Below are 18,108 nucleotides of genomic sequence, written 5' to 3' on the forward strand. Positions count from 1 at the left end.
CAACACCGGAAGTGCGCGAATGACCGGAACGTCGGGTACCAGAACGTCGGGAACCAGAACGTCGGGAACCAGAACGTCGGGCACTGACTTCATCCGCATCCGCGGGGCACGCACGCACAACCTCAGGAACGTGAGCCTCGACCTGCCGCGCAACCGGCTGGTCGTCATCACCGGGCTGTCGGGCTCGGGCAAGTCGTCGCTCGCGTTCGACACGCTCTACGCCGAAGGCCAGCGGCGCTATGTCGAGTCGCTCTCGGCCTACGCCCGCCAGTTCCTGCAGGTGATGGAAAAGCCCGACGTCGACCTGATCGAGGGCCTGTCGCCCGCGATCTCGATCGAACAGAAATCGGGTAGCCACAACCCGCGCTCGACCGTCGGCACGATCACCGAGATCCACGACTACCTGCGCCTGCTCTATGCCCGGGCGGGCCAGCCGTTCTGCCCGGAGCACGATGCGCCGCTGGCTGCGCTGAGCGTGGCGCAGATGGTCGACCATGTGCTGGCGCTGCCGGCCGAGACCGGACTGATGATCCTCGCCCCGCTGCTGGCCGATCGCAAGGGCGAGCAGCGCGAACTGCTGTCCGAACTGCGGGCGCAGGGGTTCGTGCGGGTGCGCATCGACGGCGAGGTGTTCGATCTCGATGAAGCGCCGAGGCTCGCCAGGAACCGCAAGCATACGGTGGACATCGTGGTGGACCGGCTCAAGGTGCGGGAAGACCAGCGCCAGCGGCTGGCGGAATCGTTCGAAATGGCGCTGCGCCATGCCGATGGCCGCGCGATCGCGCTCGAGATCGACTCCGGCCGCGCGCACCTCTTTTCGGCGCGCTTCGCATGCCCGGTCTGCGGCTGGTCCATCCCGGAACTCGAACCGAGGCTGTTCTCGTTCAACAACCCGGTCGGCGCATGCACCCGCTGCACCGGCCTGGGCACCGAGCCCTTCTTCGACCCGCGCCGGGTAGTCGCCTTCCCCGAACTCTCACTGGCCTCGGGCGCGATCAAGGGCTGGGACCGGCGTAACGCGTTCTTCTTCCAGATGCTGCAGAGCCTGGCCAGGCACTACGCGTTCGACCTCGAGGCGCCGTTCGACTCGCTGCCCGAGGACGTGCGGACGAAGATCCTGTTCGGGTCGGGCGAGGAGGCGATCCGCTTCCACTACCCGGCCGAAAAAGGCGCGAAGCAGCACCGCGAGCATCCATTCGAGGGGATCGTGCCCAACCTCGAGCGCCGGTACCGCGAGACCGAGTCGCCGGTGGTCCGCGACGAGCTCGCCCAGTACCAGAGCGTGCGCGCCTGCCCAGACTGCGGCGGCACCCGGTTGCGCAAGGAGGCGCGCTGCGTGCGCATCGCCGGGCGCGCGATCTACGATATCGGACACATGCCCCTGCGCGAGGCGGTGGAGTTCTTCAACACGCTTGAACTGGAGGGTGCGCGGCAGGCGATCGCCGAGCGCATCAACCGCGAGATCGGCAACCGGCTGGGGTTCCTGGTCAACGTCGGTCTCGACTACCTGTCGCTCGACCGTTCCGCCGACACCCTGTCCGGCGGCGAGGCCCAGCGCATCCGCCTGGCCAGCCAGGTCGGATCGGGCCTGACCGGCGTCATGTACGTGCTCGACGAACCGTCGATCGGGCTGCACCAGCGCGACAACGAGCGGCTGCTCGGCACCCTCGCGCACCTGCGCGACATCGGTAACTCGGTGATCGTCGTCGAGCACGACCAGGACGCGATCCTGTCGGCCGACTACGTGGTCGATATGGGCCCCGGCGCCGGGGTGCACGGCGGCCTGGTGGTGGCCGAAGGCACGCCGGCGCAGGTGAAGGCCAACCCCGACTCGGTGACCGGACTCTACCTGTCCGGACGGCGCGCCATCGCGGTCCCGGTCCGACGCAACCAGCCGCAGCGCGGCCAGTGGCTTACCCTGTCCGGCGCGCGCGGCAACAACCTGCAGGCCGTGACGCTGGAACTGCCGGCCGGACTGTTCGTCTGCATCACCGGCGTCTCGGGTTCAGGCAAGTCGACGCTGGTGAACGATACGCTTTACCCAGCAGTCAACCAGCATGTGAACCACTTGCCGCCCGGCACTGGCGCCGAGCCGGCGCCATTCGACACGATCGACGGGCTGCACCTGTTCGACAAGGTGGTGAACGTCGACCAGAGCCCGATCGGTCGTACACCGCGCTCGAATCCCGCCACGTATACCGGCCTGTTCGCACCGATCCGCGACCTGTTCGCCGGAGTCCCGGAATCACGGGCCCGAGGCTACGGTCCCGGACGCTTCTCGTTCAACGTCAAGGGTGGCCGCTGCGAGGCCTGCCAGGGCGATGGCGTGATCAAGGTCGAGATGCACTTCCTGGCCGACATCTACGTGCCTTGCGATGTCTGCCATGGCAGCCGCTACAACCGCGAAACGCTCGAGATCCGCTACAAGGGTGCCAGCGTGAGCGATGTCCTCGCGATGACGGTCGAGCAGGCTGCCAGCTTCTTCAGCGCAGTACCGATGATCGCTCGCAAGCTGCGCACGCTCGCCGATGTCGGGCTCGGCTACATTGGCCTGGGCCAGAGCGCGACCACGTTGTCGGGCGGCGAAGCGCAGCGGGTGAAGCTTGCGCTCGAACTGTCCAAGCGGGATACCGGGCGCACCCTCTACATCCTGGACGAACCGACCACCGGCCTGCACTTCCACGACGTCGACCTGCTGCTGAAGGTACTGCATCGACTACGCAACCACGGCAATACCGTCGTGGTGATCGAACACAACCTCGATGTGATCAAGACCGCCGACTGGGTCGTGGACCTTGGTCCGGAAGGCGGCTCGGGCGGCGGACAGATCGTCGCCACGGGTACGCCAGAAACGATCGCTGCAACTGCAGCGAGCCAGACTGGCCGCTACCTCGCGCCGCTGCTAGAGATCGCAAACCGCTCGCAACCGCTTGCGCCCAGTGCCGGACTGATTGCCGCCACGGGGTGATCCAGCGACCACCAGCCGCCGGCAGCTGCCGGCGGCTGCTCGATGCGCTTACTGCGCGTCGCTAACCGACGCTTCCGGCTGGTCCATCAACATGACCAGCGCCATCGGCGCATTGTCGCCCTGGCGGAAACCGGCCTTCAGGATGCGCAGATAGCCGCCATTGCGGGTGGCGTAGCGCGGCCCGAGTTCATCGAACAGCTTGACCACCATGTCGCGATCACGCAAGCGATTGAACGCAAGCCGGCGGTTGGCGACGGTCGCGGTCTTGGCGAGGGTGATCAGGGGCTCCGCCACGCGGCGCAGTTCCTTGGCCTTCGGCAGGGTCGTCTGGATCGTCTCGTGCTTGAGCAGCGAGTTGGTCATGTTACGCAGCATCGCCAGCCGGTGGCTGGTGGTGCGGTTCAGTTTTCGCAGGCCTTGGCGGTGACGCATGGCGATACCTCAGTACGGCAGATGATGTTCGTTTCGAAGCCGGGGGAGCGTCCGGCGAGTCCAGTGTCCGGCGAGTCAGTGGTCGGCGAGTCGACGCCCGTCGACTCAGTGCCCGGCAACTTTCTCGAGCCCGACCGGCGGCCAGTTCTCGAGCTTCATGCCGAGCATGAGGCCACGCGAAGCAAGAACTTCCTTGATCTCGTTCAGCGACTTGCGCCCCAGGTTCGGCGTCTTCAGCAGCTCGGTCTCTGTGCGCTGGATCAGGTCACCGATGTAATAGATGTTCTCGGCCTTCAGGCAGTTGGCCGAACGGACCGTGAGCTCGAGGTCGTCGACCGGGCGGAGCAGGACCGGATCGACCGCCGGCTCCTTACGATCGTCGCGCGCACCCGGGGTACCCTGCAGGTCTGCGAACACCGCGAGCTGATCGACCAGCACGCGTGCCGCGTAGCGGATCGCCTCTTCTGGCTCGATAACACCATTGGTCTCGATGTCGATGATCAGCTTGTCGAGGTCGGTGCGCTGCTCGACGCGGGCGCTCTCGACCGCATAGCTGACGCGATGCACCGGGCTGAATGACGCGTCGAGCAGGATGCTGCCGATCGCGCGGCCTTCACGCGCAGCCGGCCGCGACGACGCCGGCACATAGCCACGGCCCTTCTCGACCTTGATGGTCATCTCGAGCTTGCCACCAGGCGTCAGGTGCGCAATCACGTGCTGGGGGTTGATCACTTCGACGTCATGGCCGACTGCGATGTCACCGGCCGTCACCGCGCCTGCGCCAGTCTTGTTGAGCGTCAGTGTGACATCGTCGCGGTCGTGCAGCTTGAACACGATTCCCTTGAGGTTCAGCAGGATGTCGACCAGGTCTTCCTGCACACCGTCGAGCGCCGAGTATTCGTGCAGCACGCCGGTGATGTGGACTTCAGTGGCGGCGAAGCCGGGCATGCTCGACAGCAGCACGCGGCGCAGCGCGTGGCCAAGCGTGTGGCCGTAGCCCCGCTCGAACGGCTCCATCGTGATCTTCGCCTGCACGGCCGACACCGGTTGTACATCGATGATGCGCGGCTTCAGGAAGCTGCTTTGCATGAATTGACCTCTCGACCGGGAAAGATGGCGGCGCGGGCACCTGCGTGTCGCACGCAGAAACCGGGCCGCGAACTGGAGCTTGGGTGTACGGTACTGCAGTACTGCAGGGACAACAGCGCGCGAGGGGGGCGGGAGCGCTTCCCGGCCCGCCACGCGCGCGGGTCGATTACTTGGAGTAGAGCTCGACGATCAACGATTCGTTGATCGTGCTGGGCAGGTCGGTACGGGACGGAATGCTCTTGAACACGCCCTTGCCTTCCTTGCCGTCAACCGACAGCCACTCGGGCACGCCACGCTGTTCGACGGCTTCCATCGCCGCCTTGACTCGCAACTGCTCACGTGCACCGGCGGACAGCCCGATCACGTCGCCCGGACGGACCTGGAACGAAGGAATGTTCACGCGGCGGCCGTTCACCGTGACGCCGTTGTGGCGCACGACCTGCCGTGCTTCGCTGCGCGAAGCACCAAAGCCCATGCGGAACGCTACGTTATCGAGGCGGCACTCGAGCAGCGCGAGCAGATTCTGGCCCGTGATGCCCTTGCGCCGATCGGCTTCCGCGTAGGTGCGACGGAACTGACGCTCGAGGATGCCGTAGATCCGGCGCACCTTCTGCTTTTCACGCAGCTGGAGTGCATAGTCGGACATGCGGTTCTGTTTCTGGCCGTGCTGGCCCGGGGGATTAGTGCGGCGCTCGATCGAGCACTTGTCGGTAAAGCACTTCTCGCCCTTCAGGAAGAGCTTTTCGCCTTCGCGACGGCACTGGCGGCATTTCGGATCGGTATTGCGAGCCACGGTAATGTCTCCTGGTCAGACGCGACGGCGCTTGGGCGGGCGGCAACCGTTGTGCGGCACCGGAGTCACGTCCGAGATGCTGAGAATCTTGAAGCCGACGGCGTTGAGCGCACGTACGGCCGACTCGCGGCCCGGTCCCGGGCCCTTGATGCGGACTTCGAGGTTCTTGACCCCGCACTCCTGCGCGGCCCGCCCAGCCTGCTCGGCGGCGATCTGCGCAGCAAACGGAGTGCTCTTGCGCGAGCCCTTGAAGCCGGAGCTTCCGGTGGACGCCCAAGACAGCGCATTGCCCTGCCGGTCGGTGATCGTCACGATCGTGTTGTTGAACGACGCGTGGATGTGTGCAACACCCTCGGCGATGTTCTTCTTGACCTTCTTGCGAGTCCGCGTTGCGGTCTTAGCCATGTCTATCGAATCCTTTTAACCCGGCTTGCCGGACGTCGCCCGGATTGCCTTGCGCGGCCCCTTGCGGGTACGTGCGTTGGTACGGGTACGCTGCCCGCGAACCGGCAGGCCGCGGCGATGCCGCAAGCCACGGTAGCAGCCGAGGTCCATCAGCCGCTTGATGCTCATGTTCACCTCGCGGCGCAGATCGCCCTCGACGGTGAACCGCCCGACGTGGTCACGGAGCTTGTCCATTTCCGCGTCGGTGAGTTCCTTCATCTTCGTGGTCGGCTTGATCCCCGAAGCTTCGCAGATGGCCTTCGACCGGGAGGGGCCGATGCCATAGATCGAAGTCAGGGCCACCACCACGTGCTGATGGTTGGGAATGTTTACGCCAGCAATACGAGCCATGCGATTGTGCTCAGAACGAAAAACCGCTGATTATATCCGCCGGAAGCATCTGTAGCAACCTGAGGATGCCTGATGCTCCGGACGGGCCGGAGGGTCGAGCCGTTGAAGCCCGGATCAACCCTGGCGCTGCTTGTGCCGCGGATCCGTGCAGATCACCCGAACCACACCGTGGCGCCGGATCACCTTGCACTTGCGGCAAATCTTCTTTACGGAAGCCTGTACTTTCATGTTGACCCCTGGAGAGAGCTGTCTGGACTGCAGGCCGCCCGGGCGACCTTCTGCTGATCGTTAGGATTGTTGCGTTGAAGCCGGCGCCTGCCCGACTCAGCGTGCGCGGAACGTGATCCGCGCGCGGGAGAGATCGTACGGACTGACCTCCACCGTCACCTTGTCGCCCGGGAGGATACGGATGTAATGCATCCGCATCTTCCCGGAGATGTGCGACAGGACCACGTGCCCGTTCTCGAGCTTCACGCGGAACGTCGCGTTGGGCAGCGTCTCGAGGACCTCGCCCTGCATCTGAATTGTTTCTTCCTTCGCCATCCGGTCGGAGCGCCTGTCTGGGAATTGCGGTGGTATGCAGCAGTTACTGGCGCGTCGGGAACATCCCGCCGCCCTTGAGGTTCGCCTTCTTCAGGAGACTCTCATACTGATGGGTCATCATGTAGGCCTGCACCTGCTGCATGAAGTCCATCGTCACCACGACGATGATCAGCAGGCTGGTACCTCCGAAGTAGAACGGCACGTTGAACCGCACGATCAGGAATTCAGGGATCAGGCAGACCACCGTGATGTAGATCGCGCCGATGAGCGTCAGACGTGTAGTGATGTCACCGATGTACTTCGCAGTCTGGTCGCCGGGACGGATGCCCGGTACGAAGGCACCGCTCTTCTTCAGGTTGTCCGCAGTTTCCTTCGGGTTGTACATCAACGCGGTGTAGAAGAAACAGAAGAAGATGATCGCTGCGGCGTACAGCATCACGTAGACGGGTTGCCCGGGATGGAGCATCCCCGAAAGGTCTTTCAGCCAGTTCATCCCCTCTCCCGCCCCGAACCAGCCGGAGATAGTCGCCGGGAAAAGGATGATCGAGGAAGCGAAGATCGGTGGGATCACCCCGGCCATGTTCAGCTTCAGGGGCAGGTGCGAACTCTGGCCCCCGTAGACTTTGCGTCCGACCTGGCGCTTCGCGTAGTTGACGAGGATCTTGCGCTGTCCGCGCTCCACGAACACCACGAAGCAGGTAATGCCAATCGCGAGAATCAACAGGATGACCACGAACGCGATCGAGAAAGACCCGGTGCGCGCCAGTTCCAGCGTGCCGCCGATGGCCTGGGGCAGTCCTGCGACGATGCCCGCGAAGATGATCAGCGAAATACCGTTGCCGATGCCGCGCTCGGTGATCTGCTCGCCAAGCCACATCAGGAACATGGTGCCGGCGACCAGCGTGACCACGGTCACGAACATGAACATCGCGCCAGGCGCAATCACCAGTCCGGGCTGTGCCTGCAGGGCAACCGAGATACCCATCGCCTGAAACAAGGCCAGCACTGCAGTGCCATAGCGGGTGTACTGAGTGATCTTGCGGCGCCCCGCCTCGCCTTCCTTCTTGAGGGCTTCGAGGTGCGGAGAGACCACGGTCATCAGCTGCATGATGATCGAGGCGGAGATGTACGGCATGATGCCGAGCGCGAAGATCGAGAACCGCGACAGCGCGCCACCCGAAAACATGTTGAACATGTCGAGGATGCCGCCGCGCTGCTGGTTGAACAGCTGGGCCAGCTGGTCGGGGTCGATACCCGGTACCGGCACGTGCGTACCGATCCGATACACGACCAACGCGCCAAGCAGAAACAGGAGACGCCGCTTCAGGTCCCCCATCTTGCTCCCGCCGATTGCCGATGCTGCTGTAGCCACGCGCTATCCCTTGTAGACCGGCCGTAAACGGCCGATATCGCACAACCTGCCAGCCAACGTCAGGCCGAAACCGGCGCTTCCGGCATCGTCACCGAACCGCCCAGTGCTTCGATCGCACTTTTCGCGCCCTTGGTCACGCCCAGCCCGGATACAGCAACTTTCTTCTCGAGCTTGCCGCACAGGAACACCTTGGCGCGCCTCGCGGACGACGGCACCAGTCTCGCCGCCACCAGCGCCGCAAAGTCGATCACCTCGGCCTCGACCAGCGCCAGGTCGCCCAGGCGCACCTGCGCCACCGCGTTGGGCTGGAGTGGCGTGAAACCACGCTTCGGAAGGCGCCGCTGAAACGGCATCTGCCCGCCCTCGAAACCGACCTTGTGGAAGCCCCCCGAACGCGACTTCTGACCCTTGTGCCCACGGCCACCGGTCTTGCCTGTGCCGCTGCCGATCCCTCGTCCAACGCGCTTGCGTTCGCTTTTCGACCCGATTCCCGGGCTCAGTTGATTCAGCCGCATGGTCTCAGCCCTCGCACTTCAGAAGATAGGACACCTTGTTGATCATCCCGCGCACTGCCGGGGTGTCCTCGACCTCGACCGTGTGCTCCCGGCGCTTCAGGCCGAGCCCGCGAACGCAGGCACGATGCGACTCGCGCGTGCCGATCACGCTCTTCACCAGCGTGACCTTCAGTTTCTTTGCTGTCGTCGACATGGCAGTACTTTCTCTCAGGCGCCGGTGACTTCGGCGACCGTCTTGCCGCGCTTGGCGGCGATCTCGGCCGGGGTATTCATCGACGCAAGGCCGTTGAGCGTGGCGCGTACGACGTTGTATGGATTGGTCGAACCAAGGCACTTTGCAAGCACGTTGGTCACGCCCATCACTTCGAAGATCGCACGCATCGGGCCACCAGCGATGATGCCGGTACCATCGGACGCGGGCAGCATCAATACGACCGACGCGCCGTGGCGTCCCACCACCGAATGCTGCAGCGTGCCGTTCTTGAGGTTCACCTTGACAAGTTTGCGACGAGCCTCGTCCATGGCTTTCTGCACGGCAACCGGCACTTCGCGTGCCTTGCCCTTGCCCATGCCGATGCCGCCGTCACCATCACCCACCACCGTGAGTGCCGCAAAACCGAGGATCCGACCACCCTTGACCACCTTGGTCACGCGGTTGATCGCGATCATCTTCTCGCGCATTCCCTCGGAGTCGTCCTGCTTTTCCTGCCGGCGGTTGTCGCGCCGGTTACTGTTTTGCGCCATTCGAGTCTCTCGCTTGGTCTTGAGTCGGTCAGTGTTTCAGTGGCTGCGGTCAGGACGACCGGTCAGAACTTCAAGCCGGCTTCGCGTGCGGCTTCGGCCACGGCCTTGACCCGGCCGTGATAGCGGAAACCCGAACGGTCGAACGCGACAGCCTCGATTCCCAGGCCCTTCGCCTTTTCGGCAATAGCCTTGCCTACGAGGCTGGCTGCAGCGATGGTTGCCGTCTTCGGATTGGCGCTGCGGATCGACTCGTCGAGCGTCGACGCGGTCGCCAGCACGCGATCGCCGGAAGCGGCAATCACCTGGGCATAGATGTGGTTGTTTGAACGGTGCACCGCGAGGCGTACTGCACGCGAAAGCGCGACCTTGCGGCGGGTCTGCTTCGACCTGCGCAGGCGGGAGAGTTTGCGATCGAACATGGTGTCGGCCTCGCCTTATTTCTTCTTCGTTTCTTTGATCACGACGACTTCGTCGGAGTAGCGTACGCCCTTGCCCTTGTAAGGCTCCGGCGGACGGTAGCTGCGCACTTCGGCCGCGACCTGCCCGACCACCTGCTTGTCGATCCCCTTGATGAGGATCTCGGTCTGCGTCGGGGTGGCAACCGTGATGCCCTTGGGCATCTGATGCACGACGGGATGCGAGAAGCCGAGCGTCAGGTTGAGCTTGTCGCCCTGCGCTTGTGCGCGATACCCGACGCCGACGAGCTGAAGCTTGCGCTCGAACCCCTTGGTGACGCCGGTCACCATGTTGCTGACCAGTGCACGCAACGTTCCGGACATGGCAGCGGCCTGGGTGGAACCGTCGAGCACCTTGATCCGAAGCTCGCTGCCCTCCTTCTCCACCGCCACGCCGCCGGTCACCGCCTGCTGAGCGGTACCCAACGGGCCCTTGATGCTGATCGAGTCAGGGGCGATGGCGACTTCGACGCCAGCGGGCACCGCGACAGGAGACTTACCGATTCGAGACATTTGCCGACTCCGTCCGATCTATCAGGGTCAGTGCACAACGCACAGGACTTCGCCGCCAATACCGTGCTGGCGCGCCTGGCGGTCGGTCATCACGCCCTTGGACGTGGACACGATCGCAACCCCGAGGTTGTTCATCACGCGCGGCAGGTCATGCGTGCCGCGGTACACGCGCAGCCCCGGACGGCTCACGCGCTCGATCTTCTCGATGACCGGCTCGCCTGCGTAGTAACGCAGCGCGATGTCCAGCACCGGCTTGCCGTCGTTCGGGCGCACCGCAAAGTCGTCGATATAGCCTTCGTCCTTCAACACCTTGGCAATCGAAACCTTGAGCTTGCTCGACGGCATCTCAACGGACGTCTTCTCCGCCATCTGCGCGTTGCGAATGCGCGTCAGCATGTCGGCGATCGGATCACTCATGCTCATACGAAAGCTCCTACCAGCTTGCCTTGGTCACGCCCGGAACTTCTCCGCGCATGGCGATTTCACGAAGCTTGTTGCGGCCGAGGCCGAACTTGCTGTACACGCCGCGCGGACGTCCGGTGAGCGAACACCGGTTGCGCACGCGCACCGGCGATGCATCGCGCGGAAGGCGTTGCAGCTTTTCCCGCGCCGCCATGCGCTCTTCATCGGACAACTGCGGGTCGCGCGCCTGCGCCATCAGTTCCTTGCGCTTGGCCGCGAACTTCGCGACCGTCTCGATCCGCTTCTGGTTGCGATTGATGAGGGACTGCTTTGCCATCTGTGGGTCCTCAGTTCCGGAACGGGAATTGGAAGGCAGCCAGCAGCGCGCGCCCTTCCTCGTCAGTGCGTGCCGTGGTGGTGATCGTGATGTTCATCCCGCGCACTGCATCGACCTTGTCGTAGTCGATCTCGGGGAAGATGATCTGTTCACGCACGCCCATGTTGTAGTTGCCGCGCCCGTCGAATGCCTTGCCGGAAATGCCGCGGAAATCGCGGATACGCGGCATCGCGATCGAAACGAGGCGATCCAGGAATTCATACATGCGCTCACCGCGCAGGGTAACCATGCAACCGATCGGATAGCCCTCGCGGATCTTGAAGCCGGCAATCGACTTGCGCGACTTGGTCGCGACCGGCTTCTGGCCAGCGATCTTCTGCATGTCGCCGATCGCGTTCTCGAGGACTTTCTTGTCCGCGACGGCTTCGCCCACGCCCATGTTCAGCGTGATCTTGAGGATCCGCGGGACCTGCATCTGCGTCTTGTAGCCGAACTTCGCAGTCAGGTCGGGGACTACTTTCTCGCGGTAGTGTTCTTTGAGCCGGGCCATTTTTCGCAAAACCTCTTCGGGGACGGATCACGGCGGGCGCGGGCGCCCGTGGATCCCGTGGATCAGGCGCTTACCAGTTCGCCGTTGGACTTGTAGAACCGAACCTTGCGGCCGTCTTCCAGCACGCGGAAACCGACGCGATCCGCCTTCTTGGTCGCGGGATTGAAAACCGCCACATTCGAAGCGTTGATCGGCATTTCCTTCTCGACGATGCCGCCGGTGGTCCCCTTCATGGGATTCGGCTTCTGGTGCTTCTTGACACGATTGATGCCTTCGACCACGACGTGCTCGGCAAGTACCTTGAGCACCGTGCCCCGCTTGCCGCGATCGCGGCCCGTTAGCACAATGACGTCGTCGCCTTTCTTGATCTTGTTCATCGCTGGGTCTCCTGACCGAACGTCCTAGATGACTTCCGGCGCAAGCGAGACGATCTTCATGAATCGCTCGGTGCGCAGTTCGCGGGTGACCGGTCCGAAGATGCGGGTGCCGATCGGCTCCAGCTTCGCATTCAGCAGCACGGCGGCATTCTTGTCGAAGCGCACGCGCGAACCATCCTGGCGGCGCACGCCATGGGCGGTACGCACGACCACGGCGCTGTAGACCTCGCCCTTCTTCACACGCCCACGCGGGGCCGCATCCTTGATGCTGACCTTGATCACGTCGCCGATGCCGGCATAGCGCCGCTTCGAGCCGCCGAGCACCTTGATGCACATGACCGACCGTGCACCGGTGTTGTCGGCCACGTCGAGGACCGACTGCATCTGGATCATCTTCTTCTCCTGTCCGACCGGGCCGCATGGTGCGGCCGGGGAATCGCCAGGCCTGACCGAACGTTTCCGGGCAGGCCGAATCTGTCTGTCGAAGCGCCGGCACCCTCAGGCACCGCCCCTTCCATGCCGCTGATCGACCGGATCGACGCGCGGCCGATCCGTGAAACGCGTTCCAACTTTTACCGCGGGCTTCGTCAGCTTGCGCCGACTGCCGCTGCACCGACCGGCTTTCGCCGGGCCCGTGCACGCCGCCTCACGGTCAGTCTTGGACCCTGCCAACGCAGGGAGTGCCACCCGGCTTCCGAAGCCGGCGCTCGCGCTGATGCGACCACCGCCTCCTGTACCGCGGCGCGCGAGATGCCACGCCGCTGCCGGTCCCCGATGCCAGGCAAAGCGCCTGAAATCAGGATAGCCTTAAATTATGCACGTTAACCGCTTCGATGCCAAGCACTAATTCAGCGGAACCGATGATCAGGCCGTACGCGCCTTCTCGACCAGCCTTGCAACCTTCCACGCCTTGGTCTTCGAAATCGGCCGGGTCTCCGCGATCTCGACCAGGTCGCCCTCGGCGATTTCATTGGTCTCGTCGTGGGCGTGATACTTCTTCGAACGGACCATCACCTTGCCGTAGAGCGGGTGCTTGACCTTGCGCTCGACCAGCACGGTGACCGTCTTGTCCATCTTGTCGCTGACCACGCGGCCCGTGAGGACGCGCGCAGACGACGTTTCGGCTTCGGTCATGGGGACTGTCCCTGGAATTGGTTTCAGGCCTTGCCGGACGGCGTGGCAGCCGGCGCGGCGTTGGCGAGTTCAGTTGCGATGGTGCGCACGCGGGCGATGTCCCGCTTCACCTTGCGCAGCTCGCTCGTCTTGCCCAGTTGCTGGGTTGCGTGCTGCATGCGAAGCCCGAACTGGGCACGCAACAGGCTCTTCACCTCGTCGCCCAGTTCAGCCTGCGTACGTTCACGGAGTTCCTTGGATTTCATCTCAACCTCCCACCTGGCGTGCGACGAAGGCAGTGCGCAGCGGCAACTTGGCCGATGCCAGACGGAACGCCTCGCGGGCCAGCGTCTCGTCGACCCCGTCCATCTCGTACAGCATCTTTCCGGGCTGGATCTCGGCGACGTAGTACTCGGGGTTACCCTTGCCGTTACCCATCCGCACCTCGGCGGGTTTCTGCGAGATCGGCTTGTCCGGGAAGATCCGGATCCAGATACGGCCACCGCGCTTGATGTGGCGCGTCATCGCGCGGCGGGCGGCTTCGATCTGGCGGGCCGTCAGACGTCCACGATCCAGAGCCTTCAGGCCGAACTCGCCGAAGCTCACCTTGTTGCCACGGGTGGCGATGCCACGATTGCGGCCCTTCTGCTCTTTACGGTATTTTCTTCTAGCTGGCTGCAGCATTTCTCACTCCGGACTTGCGCGGCTTGCGTTCCGGCTCGACCGCGGGCGCCGGTGCAACTTCCGGCGCCACTTCGTTCTTGCCAAGGACATCGCCCTTGTAGACCCAGACCTTGATGCCGATGACACCATAGGTCGTCTTGGCTTCCGACACGCCGTACTCGATGTTGGCGCGCAGCGTGTGCAGCGGAACACGACCCTCGCGATACCATTCGCGACGGGCGATCTCGATGCCGTTCAGGCGACCCGAGCTCATGATCTTGATGCCCTGGGCGCCCAGCCGCATCGCGTTCTGCATCGCGCGTTTCATCGCGCGGCGGAACATGATGCGCTTCTCGAGCTGGGAGGAGATCGAGTCGGCGATCAGTTGCGCGTCGAGTTCCGGCTTGCGGATCTCTTCGATGTTCACATGGACGTTCTGCACGCCCATGAACTTGCGCAACGCGCTGCGCAGCGCCTCGATGTCCTCACCCTTCTTGCCGATGACCACGCCCGGGCGCGCGCTGAAGATGGTGATCTTCGCATCGCGCGCGGGACGCTCGATCAGGACGCGGCCTACCGCAGCGTGTGCGAGCTTCTGCTTGAGGAAGTCGCGAACCTTGATGTCTTCCGCCAGCATCCCGGCGAAATTCTTGTGATTGGCATACCAGCGCGAAGTCCAGTTGCGCTGGACTGCGAGCCGAAAGCCGATCGGATGGATCTTCTGTCCCATATGTGCCCTCTTTGCCCCGTCTGTCGTTCAGTCCATGGAAGCGGCGGCTACTTGCCGTCGCCCACTGCCAGATAGACGTGGCAGGTCGGTTTGGTGATGCTGGACGCACGCCCCTTGGCGCGCGGCATGAAACGCTTGAGGCTGGTGCCACGCTCGACGTGGATCAGCGTGACCTTCAACTCGTCGATGTCTGCCGCATCGTTGTGCTCGGCGTTTGCGATCGCCGACTCGAGCACCTTCTTGATGATGACAGCGCCACGCTTCGGGCTGAACGTGAGCAGGTTGAGCGCACGCTCGACCGGCAGGCCGCGAATCTGGTCTGCAACCAGGCGACCCTTCTGTGCCGAGAGGCGTACACCACGCAATGTGGCCTTGGTCTGCATGAGTATGCTCCTTACCTGCCCGGGCCCTTGGCGGCCTTGCGGTCGCCAGAGTGCCCCTTGAACGTGCGCGTATGCGCGAACTCGCCCAGCTTGTGCCCGACCATGTTCTCGGAAACGAACACCGGGATATGCTGGCGCCCGTTGTGCACCGCGATCGTCAACCCGACGAAATCCGGGAGGATCGTGGAACGCCGCGACCAGGTCTTGATGGGACGCTTGTCGTTGTTCGAACGCGCTTTTTCCACCTTGCCGAACAGGTGATGATCGACGAAGGGGCCTTTCTTTACTGAACGTGCCATCTCGTTTTACCCCTTGGTCGAGTTGCGCCGCCGCACGATCATGCTGCTCGTGCGCTTGTTCTTGCGGGTCTTGTAGCCCTTGGTCAGCTGACCCCACGGGCTCACCGGGTGACGGCCGGCGGCCGTCTTGCCCTCGCCGCCACCGTGCGGGTGATCGACCGGGTTCATCGCCACGCCGCGTACCGTCGGGCGCACGCCGCGCCAGCGCATGGCACCCGCCTTGCCGATCGAGCGCAGGTTGTGCTCGGCATTGCCGACCTCACCGATGGTGGCTCGACAATCGACGTGCACCTTGCGGATCTCGCCGGAACGCAGCCGCAGCTGGGCGTAGCTGCTTTCGCGCGCCAGCAACTGGACCGAGGCGCCTGCCGAACGCGCCATCTGCGCACCCTTGCCAGGCTGCATCTCGATGCAGTGGATCGTCGTTCCAACCGGGATGTTGCGGATCGGCAGGGTGTTGCCAGCCTTGATCGGCGCCTCAGAACCGCTCACCAGCTTCGCCCCGACCGCCACGCCGTTCGGCGCAATGATGTAGCGACGCTCGCCGTCGGCGTAGCACAGCAGCGCGATGTTCGCGCTGCGGTTCGGGTCGTACTCGAGCCGCTCGACCTTCGCCTCGATGCCGTCCTTGTTGCGCTTGAAATCGATCACGCGGTAGTGGTGTTTGTGCCCACCGCCCTTGTGCCGGGTGGTGATGTGGCCCTTGCTGTTGCGGCCGGCGTTCTGGATCTGCTTCTCGAGCAGGGGCGCGAAAGGCTCGCCCTTGTGCAACTCGGGATTGACGACCTTGACGACGGCGCGTCGGCCGGCGGATGTGGGTTTTACCTTGACCAGCATTTCAGCGCGCCTCCAGGCCAGCAAACACGATTTCCTGGCCTTCCTTGATCTGCACGTAGGCCTTCTTCCAGCTCCGACGACGACCGACGAAGCGGCCGAAGCGCTTCTCCTTGCCGTCGTAGTTCAGGGTACGCACCGATACGACTTCGATCTTCTTGTCCTTGGTGCTGAACATCATCTCGACTGCGGCCTTGATTTCCGGCTTGGTCGCGTTCTTCACCACTTCGAACACGATCTGGTTGTGCTTGTCGGCAACCATCGTGCTCTTCTCCGACACCAGCGGCGCCAGGAGGATCTGCATCAACCGCTCTTCGCGGGTAGCGGGAAGGCTCACTTGAGGATCTCCTCGAGGCGGGCAATTGCGTTCCGGGTGAAGAGCACCTTGTCGAACTGCAACAGCGAAAGCGGGTCGGTCTGCTCGACGCGCAACACACCCACATACGAAAGGTTGCGCGAGGACAGGAACAGGTTCTCGTCGAGCTGGTCGGTCACGATCAGCACGTCGTCGAAGCCCATGCCCTTGACCTTGTCGGCCAGCATCTTGGTCTTCGGCGAGTCGACGGTGAACGCGTCGACCACGCACAGGCGGTCTTCACGTGCGAGCTGCGAGAGGATCGCAGCCACGCCGGCGCGGTACATCTTGCGGTTCACCTTCTGGGTGAAGTTCTCGTCGGTCTGCGATGCGAACACCTTGCCGCCGCCACGCCACAGCGGGCTGGAGGCACGGCCTGCACGCGCACGGCCAGTACCTTTCTGGCGCCACGGCTTCTTGGTGCTCTTGTTGACCTGACTGCGTTCTTTCTGGGCACGGGTACCCTGGCGCGCGTTGGCCTGGTAGGCCACCACAACCTGGTGTACCAGTGCCTCGTTGAACTCGCGCGCGAACAGCTGGTCGCTGGCCGCCAGCGTCGAGCTCGAATTACCCTGCGAATCGATGAGTTTCAGTTCCATCAGGCACCTGCCTTGACCGCGGCGCGGACGATCAGATGGCCACCCTTGGCACCGGGGACGGCACCCTTGAGCAGCAGCAGCTTGCGCTCGGCGTCGATGCGCACGATCTCGAGGTTCTGCACCGTACGGCGGACATCGCCGAGGTGGCCGGCCATCCGCTTGCCGGGGAACACACGACCCGGATCCTGGTTCTGGCCGATCGAACCCGGGCTGTTGTGCGAAACCGAGTTGCCGTGGCTGGCACGGTTCGACGAGAAGTGATGGCGCTTGATCGCGCCGGCAAAACCCTTGCCGTGCGTCGTGCCTGACACGTCGACGAGCTGGCCGACCTTGAACAGATCGACGTCGATCACGGAACCGGGCTTGATATCGTCGGCGACCGGCGCTGCCAGGCGGAACTCTTTCAGCGCGGTCCCGGCCTGCACGCCGGCCTTCGCGAAATGGCCGGCAGCCGGCTTGATCACACGGCTGGCGCGGCGCGAGCCGAAGGCAACCTGCACCGCCGAGTAGCCGTCGTTCTCGACCGACTTCACCTGCGCGACACGGTTGTTGGAAACATCGACCACCGTGACGGGCACAGAATCTCCGTCATCGGTGAAGATGCGAGTCATGCCGACCTTGCGGCCGACGAGTCCGATGCTCATCTTGTTTCTCCGTATGCCGGTTACGATTGACCAGCGAAGGTTTGGTGTAGCTGCTACCGGTGCCACCATTGCTGCAACTGCGGTGCCGCTGCTCGGTCCGCCAGAGCGGACCGTCCTGCAATCAGAGCTTGATTTCGACGTCCACGCCAGCCGGAAGATCCAGCTTCATCAGCGCGTCGACCGTCTTGTCGGTCGGGTCGATGATGTCCATCAGGCGCAGGTGGGTACGGATCTCGAACTGGTCGCGCGAGGTCTTGTTGACATGCGGCGAACGCAGTACGTCAAAGCGCTCGATGCGGGTGGGCAGTGGCACCGGGCCCTTGACCACCGCGCCGGTGCGCTTGGCGGTGTCCACGATCTCGATTGCCGACTGGTCGATCAGCCGGTAGTCGAACGCCTTGAGGCGGATCCTGATTTTCTGATTTGACATTTCTCGCCTGCTCGAAGTCTTACGCGATCACTTTGGCGACGACACCCGCGCCAACGGTCTTGCCACCTTCGCGGATCGCGAAGCGCAGCCCCTCTTCCATCGCGATCGGCTGGATCAGCGTGACCGTGATCGAAATGTTGTCCCCCGGCATCACCATCTCGGTGCCTTCCGGC

The 18,108-nt window shown here is 63.7% G+C and carries 31 protein-coding genes; 1 reads left to right on the forward strand and 30 read right to left on the reverse strand.

The annotated features are described in order from the left end of the window. Positions 1 to 19 precede the first annotated feature (19 nt). Positions 20 to 2,968 carry an excinuclease ABC subunit UvrA gene (gene uvrA / locus ING98_08200; protein MCA3101839.1) on the forward strand — a complete coding sequence of 983 codons (2,949 nt, stop codon included), beginning with the start codon at positions 20 to 22 and terminating at the stop codon, positions 2,966 to 2,968. A gap of 48 nt (positions 2,969 to 3,016) precedes the next feature. On the opposite strand, the gene rplQ is transcribed toward uvrA, so the two are convergent. From rplQ to tuf, 30 genes are all read right to left on the reverse strand, one after another. After that, positions 3,017 to 3,400 (reverse strand): 50S ribosomal protein L17, encoded by a 384-nt coding sequence (gene rplQ, locus ING98_08205; protein MCA3101840.1) that lies wholly within the window; start codon positions 3,398 to 3,400, stop codon positions 3,017 to 3,019. A 105-nt stretch (positions 3,401 to 3,505) separates the two neighbouring features. Further along, positions 3,506 to 4,489: a DNA-directed RNA polymerase subunit alpha gene (rpoA, locus tag ING98_08210; GenBank protein ID MCA3101841.1), complete on the reverse strand. Its 984-nt coding sequence runs from the start codon at positions 4,487 to 4,489 to the stop codon at positions 3,506 to 3,508. 166 nt (positions 4,490 to 4,655) lie between these two features. Beyond that, positions 4,656 to 5,282 carry a 30S ribosomal protein S4 gene (rpsD, locus tag ING98_08215; GenBank protein ID MCA3101842.1) on the reverse strand — a complete coding sequence of 209 codons (627 nt, stop codon included), beginning with the start codon at positions 5,280 to 5,282 and terminating at the stop codon, positions 4,656 to 4,658. A 15-nt stretch (positions 5,283 to 5,297) separates the two neighbouring features. Continuing rightward, entirely contained in the window at positions 5,298 to 5,687 is a 390-nt protein-coding gene (gene rpsK / locus ING98_08220) for a 30S ribosomal protein S11 (protein ID MCA3101843.1), read from the reverse strand. 15 nt (positions 5,688 to 5,702) lie between these two features. Further along, entirely contained in the window at positions 5,703 to 6,077 is a 375-nt protein-coding gene (gene rpsM / locus ING98_08225; protein MCA3101844.1) for a 30S ribosomal protein S13, read from the reverse strand. 114 nt (positions 6,078 to 6,191) lie between these two features. Then, positions 6,192 to 6,305, reverse strand: a complete 114-nt coding sequence (gene rpmJ, locus ING98_08230; protein MCA3101845.1) for a 50S ribosomal protein L36 — start codon at positions 6,303 to 6,305, stop codon at positions 6,192 to 6,194. A 96-nt stretch (positions 6,306 to 6,401) separates the two neighbouring features. After that, a complete protein-coding gene (infA, locus tag ING98_08235) occupies positions 6,402 to 6,620 on the reverse strand; it encodes a translation initiation factor IF-1 (protein ID MCA3101846.1) in 219 nt (72 codons plus the stop codon). A 43-nt stretch (positions 6,621 to 6,663) separates the two neighbouring features. Next, positions 6,664 to 7,956 (reverse strand): preprotein translocase subunit SecY, encoded by a 1,293-nt coding sequence (gene secY, locus ING98_08240; protein MCA3101847.1) that lies wholly within the window; start codon positions 7,954 to 7,956, stop codon positions 6,664 to 6,666. Positions 7,957 to 8,051: 95 nt separating this feature from the next. Next, positions 8,052 to 8,507: a 50S ribosomal protein L15 gene (gene rplO, locus ING98_08245; GenBank protein MCA3101848.1), complete on the reverse strand. Its 456-nt coding sequence runs from the start codon at positions 8,505 to 8,507 to the stop codon at positions 8,052 to 8,054. 4 nt (positions 8,508 to 8,511) lie between these two features. After that, positions 8,512 to 8,700, reverse strand: coding sequence for a 50S ribosomal protein L30 (gene rpmD / locus ING98_08250; protein MCA3101849.1), 189 nt, complete (start codon positions 8,698 to 8,700; stop codon positions 8,512 to 8,514). Between the two features lie 14 nt (positions 8,701 to 8,714). Further along, positions 8,715 to 9,251 carry a 30S ribosomal protein S5 gene (rpsE, locus tag ING98_08255; protein ID MCA3101850.1) on the reverse strand — a complete coding sequence of 179 codons (537 nt, stop codon included), beginning with the start codon at positions 9,249 to 9,251 and terminating at the stop codon, positions 8,715 to 8,717. Positions 9,252 to 9,313: 62 nt separating this feature from the next. After that, positions 9,314 to 9,670 carry a 50S ribosomal protein L18 gene (rplR, locus tag ING98_08260; GenBank protein MCA3101851.1) on the reverse strand — a complete coding sequence of 119 codons (357 nt, stop codon included), beginning with the start codon at positions 9,668 to 9,670 and terminating at the stop codon, positions 9,314 to 9,316. Positions 9,671 to 9,685: 15 nt separating this feature from the next. After that, complete coding sequence (gene rplF / locus ING98_08265) at positions 9,686 to 10,219, reverse strand: 50S ribosomal protein L6 (GenBank protein MCA3101852.1); 534 nt, start codon at positions 10,217 to 10,219, stop codon at positions 9,686 to 9,688. A gap of 27 nt (positions 10,220 to 10,246) precedes the next feature. Next, complete coding sequence (gene rpsH, locus ING98_08270; GenBank protein ID MCA3101853.1) at positions 10,247 to 10,642, reverse strand: 30S ribosomal protein S8; 396 nt, start codon at positions 10,640 to 10,642, stop codon at positions 10,247 to 10,249. 10 nt (positions 10,643 to 10,652) lie between these two features. Next, positions 10,653 to 10,958: a 30S ribosomal protein S14 gene (gene rpsN, locus ING98_08275; GenBank protein MCA3101854.1), complete on the reverse strand. Its 306-nt coding sequence runs from the start codon at positions 10,956 to 10,958 to the stop codon at positions 10,653 to 10,655. A 10-nt stretch (positions 10,959 to 10,968) separates the two neighbouring features. Beyond that, positions 10,969 to 11,508: a 50S ribosomal protein L5 gene (gene rplE / locus ING98_08280; GenBank protein ID MCA3101855.1), complete on the reverse strand. Its 540-nt coding sequence runs from the start codon at positions 11,506 to 11,508 to the stop codon at positions 10,969 to 10,971. A gap of 62 nt (positions 11,509 to 11,570) precedes the next feature. After that, positions 11,571 to 11,885: a 50S ribosomal protein L24 gene (gene rplX, locus ING98_08285; protein ID MCA3101856.1), complete on the reverse strand. Its 315-nt coding sequence runs from the start codon at positions 11,883 to 11,885 to the stop codon at positions 11,571 to 11,573. Positions 11,886 to 11,909: 24 nt separating this feature from the next. Then, complete coding sequence (gene rplN / locus ING98_08290; protein ID MCA3101857.1) at positions 11,910 to 12,278, reverse strand: 50S ribosomal protein L14; 369 nt, start codon at positions 12,276 to 12,278, stop codon at positions 11,910 to 11,912. Between the two features lie 471 nt (positions 12,279 to 12,749). After that, a complete protein-coding gene (gene rpsQ / locus ING98_08295; GenBank protein MCA3101858.1) occupies positions 12,750 to 13,019 on the reverse strand; it encodes a 30S ribosomal protein S17 in 270 nt (89 codons plus the stop codon). 23 nt (positions 13,020 to 13,042) lie between these two features. Next, positions 13,043 to 13,264 carry a 50S ribosomal protein L29 gene (gene rpmC / locus ING98_08300; protein ID MCA3101859.1) on the reverse strand — a complete coding sequence of 74 codons (222 nt, stop codon included), beginning with the start codon at positions 13,262 to 13,264 and terminating at the stop codon, positions 13,043 to 13,045. A gap of 1 nt (position 13,265) precedes the next feature. Then, entirely contained in the window at positions 13,266 to 13,682 is a 417-nt protein-coding gene (rplP, locus tag ING98_08305) for a 50S ribosomal protein L16 (GenBank protein ID MCA3101860.1), read from the reverse strand. Further along, positions 13,666 to 14,391: a 30S ribosomal protein S3 gene (gene rpsC, locus ING98_08310; GenBank protein MCA3101861.1), complete on the reverse strand. Its 726-nt coding sequence runs from the start codon at positions 14,389 to 14,391 to the stop codon at positions 13,666 to 13,668. Before rpsC ends, rplP begins: the two co-directional genes overlap by 17 nt. A gap of 47 nt (positions 14,392 to 14,438) precedes the next feature. Next, the gene (rplV, locus tag ING98_08315) at positions 14,439 to 14,774 is read right to left on the reverse strand and encodes a 50S ribosomal protein L22 (protein ID MCA3101862.1); all 336 of its coding nucleotides are present in this window, start codon (positions 14,772 to 14,774) and stop codon (positions 14,439 to 14,441) included. 11 nt (positions 14,775 to 14,785) lie between these two features. Beyond that, complete coding sequence (rpsS, locus tag ING98_08320; protein MCA3101863.1) at positions 14,786 to 15,073, reverse strand: 30S ribosomal protein S19; 288 nt, start codon at positions 15,071 to 15,073, stop codon at positions 14,786 to 14,788. Between the two features lie 6 nt (positions 15,074 to 15,079). After that, positions 15,080 to 15,910: a 50S ribosomal protein L2 gene (gene rplB / locus ING98_08325; protein MCA3101864.1), complete on the reverse strand. Its 831-nt coding sequence runs from the start codon at positions 15,908 to 15,910 to the stop codon at positions 15,080 to 15,082. 1 nt (position 15,911) lies between these two features. Then, positions 15,912 to 16,211, reverse strand: coding sequence for a 50S ribosomal protein L23 (rplW, locus tag ING98_08330; protein ID MCA3101865.1), 300 nt, complete (start codon positions 16,209 to 16,211; stop codon positions 15,912 to 15,914). A 29-nt stretch (positions 16,212 to 16,240) separates the two neighbouring features. Next, positions 16,241 to 16,861: a 50S ribosomal protein L4 gene (gene rplD, locus ING98_08335; GenBank protein MCA3101866.1), complete on the reverse strand. Its 621-nt coding sequence runs from the start codon at positions 16,859 to 16,861 to the stop codon at positions 16,241 to 16,243. After that, positions 16,861 to 17,505 carry a 50S ribosomal protein L3 gene (rplC, locus tag ING98_08340; protein ID MCA3101867.1) on the reverse strand — a complete coding sequence of 215 codons (645 nt, stop codon included), beginning with the start codon at positions 17,503 to 17,505 and terminating at the stop codon, positions 16,861 to 16,863. The genes rplD and rplC overlap by 1 nt, the downstream gene beginning before the upstream one ends. A 121-nt stretch (positions 17,506 to 17,626) precedes the next feature. Next, entirely contained in the window at positions 17,627 to 17,935 is a 309-nt protein-coding gene (rpsJ, locus tag ING98_08345; protein ID MCA3101868.1) for a 30S ribosomal protein S10, read from the reverse strand. 19 nt (positions 17,936 to 17,954) lie between these two features. Further along, a partial coding sequence (gene tuf / locus ING98_08350) for an elongation factor Tu (protein ID MCA3101869.1) occupies positions 17,955 to 18,108 on the reverse strand: 154 nt, incomplete at its 5' end.

Source organism: Rhodocyclaceae bacterium, assembly GCA_020248265.1.
Classification (GTDB): domain Bacteria; phylum Pseudomonadota; class Gammaproteobacteria; order Burkholderiales; family CAIKXV01; genus CAIKXV01.

Excerpts from the sequence above, each read along its gene's own strand:
- rplD (MCA3101866.1), bottom strand. The coding sequence starts at position 16,861 with ATGGAACTGAAACTCATCGATTCGCAGGGTAATTCGAGCTCGACGCTG.
- secY (MCA3101847.1), bottom strand. The coding sequence starts at position 7,956 with ATGGGGGACCTGAAGCGGCGTCTCCTGTTTCTGCTTGGCGCGTTGGTC.
- rpsS (MCA3101863.1), bottom strand. The coding sequence starts at position 15,073 with ATGGCACGTTCAGTAAAGAAAGGCCCCTTCGTCGATCATCACCTGTTC.
- rplW (MCA3101865.1), bottom strand. The coding sequence starts at position 16,211 with ATGCAGATCCTCCTGGCGCCGCTGGTGTCGGAGAAGAGCACGATGGTT.
- rpsK (MCA3101843.1), bottom strand. The coding sequence starts at position 5,687 with ATGGCTAAGACCGCAACGCGGACTCGCAAGAAGGTCAAGAAGAACATC.
- rplO (MCA3101848.1), bottom strand. The coding sequence starts at position 8,507 with ATGCGGCTGAATCAACTGAGCCCGGGAATCGGGTCGAAAAGCGAACGC.
- rpsM (MCA3101844.1), bottom strand. The coding sequence starts at position 6,077 with ATGGCTCGTATTGCTGGCGTAAACATTCCCAACCATCAGCACGTGGTG.
- rpmD (MCA3101849.1), bottom strand. The coding sequence starts at position 8,700 with ATGTCGACGACAGCAAAGAAACTGAAGGTCACGCTGGTGAAGAGCGTG.
- rpoA (MCA3101841.1), bottom strand. The coding sequence starts at position 4,489 with ATGCAAAGCAGCTTCCTGAAGCCGCGCATCATCGATGTACAACCGGTG.
- rpsQ (MCA3101858.1), bottom strand. The coding sequence starts at position 13,019 with ATGACCGAAGCCGAAACGTCGTCTGCGCGCGTCCTCACGGGCCGCGTG.
- rpsH (MCA3101853.1), bottom strand. The coding sequence starts at position 10,642 with ATGAGCATGAGTGATCCGATCGCCGACATGCTGACGCGCATTCGCAAC.
- rpsC (MCA3101861.1), bottom strand. The coding sequence starts at position 14,391 with ATGGGACAGAAGATCCATCCGATCGGCTTTCGGCTCGCAGTCCAGCGC.
- rplP (MCA3101860.1), bottom strand. The coding sequence starts at position 13,682 with ATGCTGCAGCCAGCTAGAAGAAAATACCGTAAAGAGCAGAAGGGCCGC.
- rpmC (MCA3101859.1), bottom strand. The coding sequence starts at position 13,264 with ATGAAATCCAAGGAACTCCGTGAACGTACGCAGGCTGAACTGGGCGAC.
- rplQ (MCA3101840.1), bottom strand. The coding sequence starts at position 3,400 with ATGCGTCACCGCCAAGGCCTGCGAAAACTGAACCGCACCACCAGCCAC.
- rplF (MCA3101852.1), bottom strand. The coding sequence starts at position 10,219 with ATGTCTCGAATCGGTAAGTCTCCTGTCGCGGTGCCCGCTGGCGTCGAA.
- rpsE (MCA3101850.1), bottom strand. The coding sequence starts at position 9,251 with ATGGCGCAAAACAGTAACCGGCGCGACAACCGCCGGCAGGAAAAGCAG.
- infA (MCA3101846.1), bottom strand. The coding sequence starts at position 6,620 with ATGGCGAAGGAAGAAACAATTCAGATGCAGGGCGAGGTCCTCGAGACG.
- rplB (MCA3101864.1), bottom strand. The coding sequence starts at position 15,910 with ATGCTGGTCAAGGTAAAACCCACATCCGCCGGCCGACGCGCCGTCGTC.
- rpmJ (MCA3101845.1), bottom strand. The coding sequence starts at position 6,305 with ATGAAAGTACAGGCTTCCGTAAAGAAGATTTGCCGCAAGTGCAAGGTG.
- rpsJ (MCA3101868.1), bottom strand. The coding sequence starts at position 17,935 with ATGTCAAATCAGAAAATCAGGATCCGCCTCAAGGCGTTCGACTACCGG.
- rpsN (MCA3101854.1), bottom strand. The coding sequence starts at position 10,958 with ATGGCAAAGCAGTCCCTCATCAATCGCAACCAGAAGCGGATCGAGACG.
- rplC (MCA3101867.1), bottom strand. The coding sequence starts at position 17,505 with ATGAGCATCGGACTCGTCGGCCGCAAGGTCGGCATGACTCGCATCTTC.
- rplV (MCA3101862.1), bottom strand. The coding sequence starts at position 14,774 with ATGCAGACCAAGGCCACATTGCGTGGTGTACGCCTCTCGGCACAGAAG.
- rplN (MCA3101857.1), bottom strand. The coding sequence starts at position 12,278 with ATGATCCAGATGCAGTCGGTCCTCGACGTGGCCGACAACACCGGTGCA.
- rplR (MCA3101851.1), bottom strand. The coding sequence starts at position 9,670 with ATGTTCGATCGCAAACTCTCCCGCCTGCGCAGGTCGAAGCAGACCCGC.
- rplE (MCA3101855.1), bottom strand. The coding sequence starts at position 11,508 with ATGGCCCGGCTCAAAGAACACTACCGCGAGAAAGTAGTCCCCGACCTG.
- uvrA (MCA3101839.1), top strand. The coding sequence starts at position 20 with ATGACCGGAACGTCGGGTACCAGAACGTCGGGAACCAGAACGTCGGGA.
- rplX (MCA3101856.1), bottom strand. The coding sequence starts at position 11,885 with ATGAACAAGATCAAGAAAGGCGACGACGTCATTGTGCTAACGGGCCGC.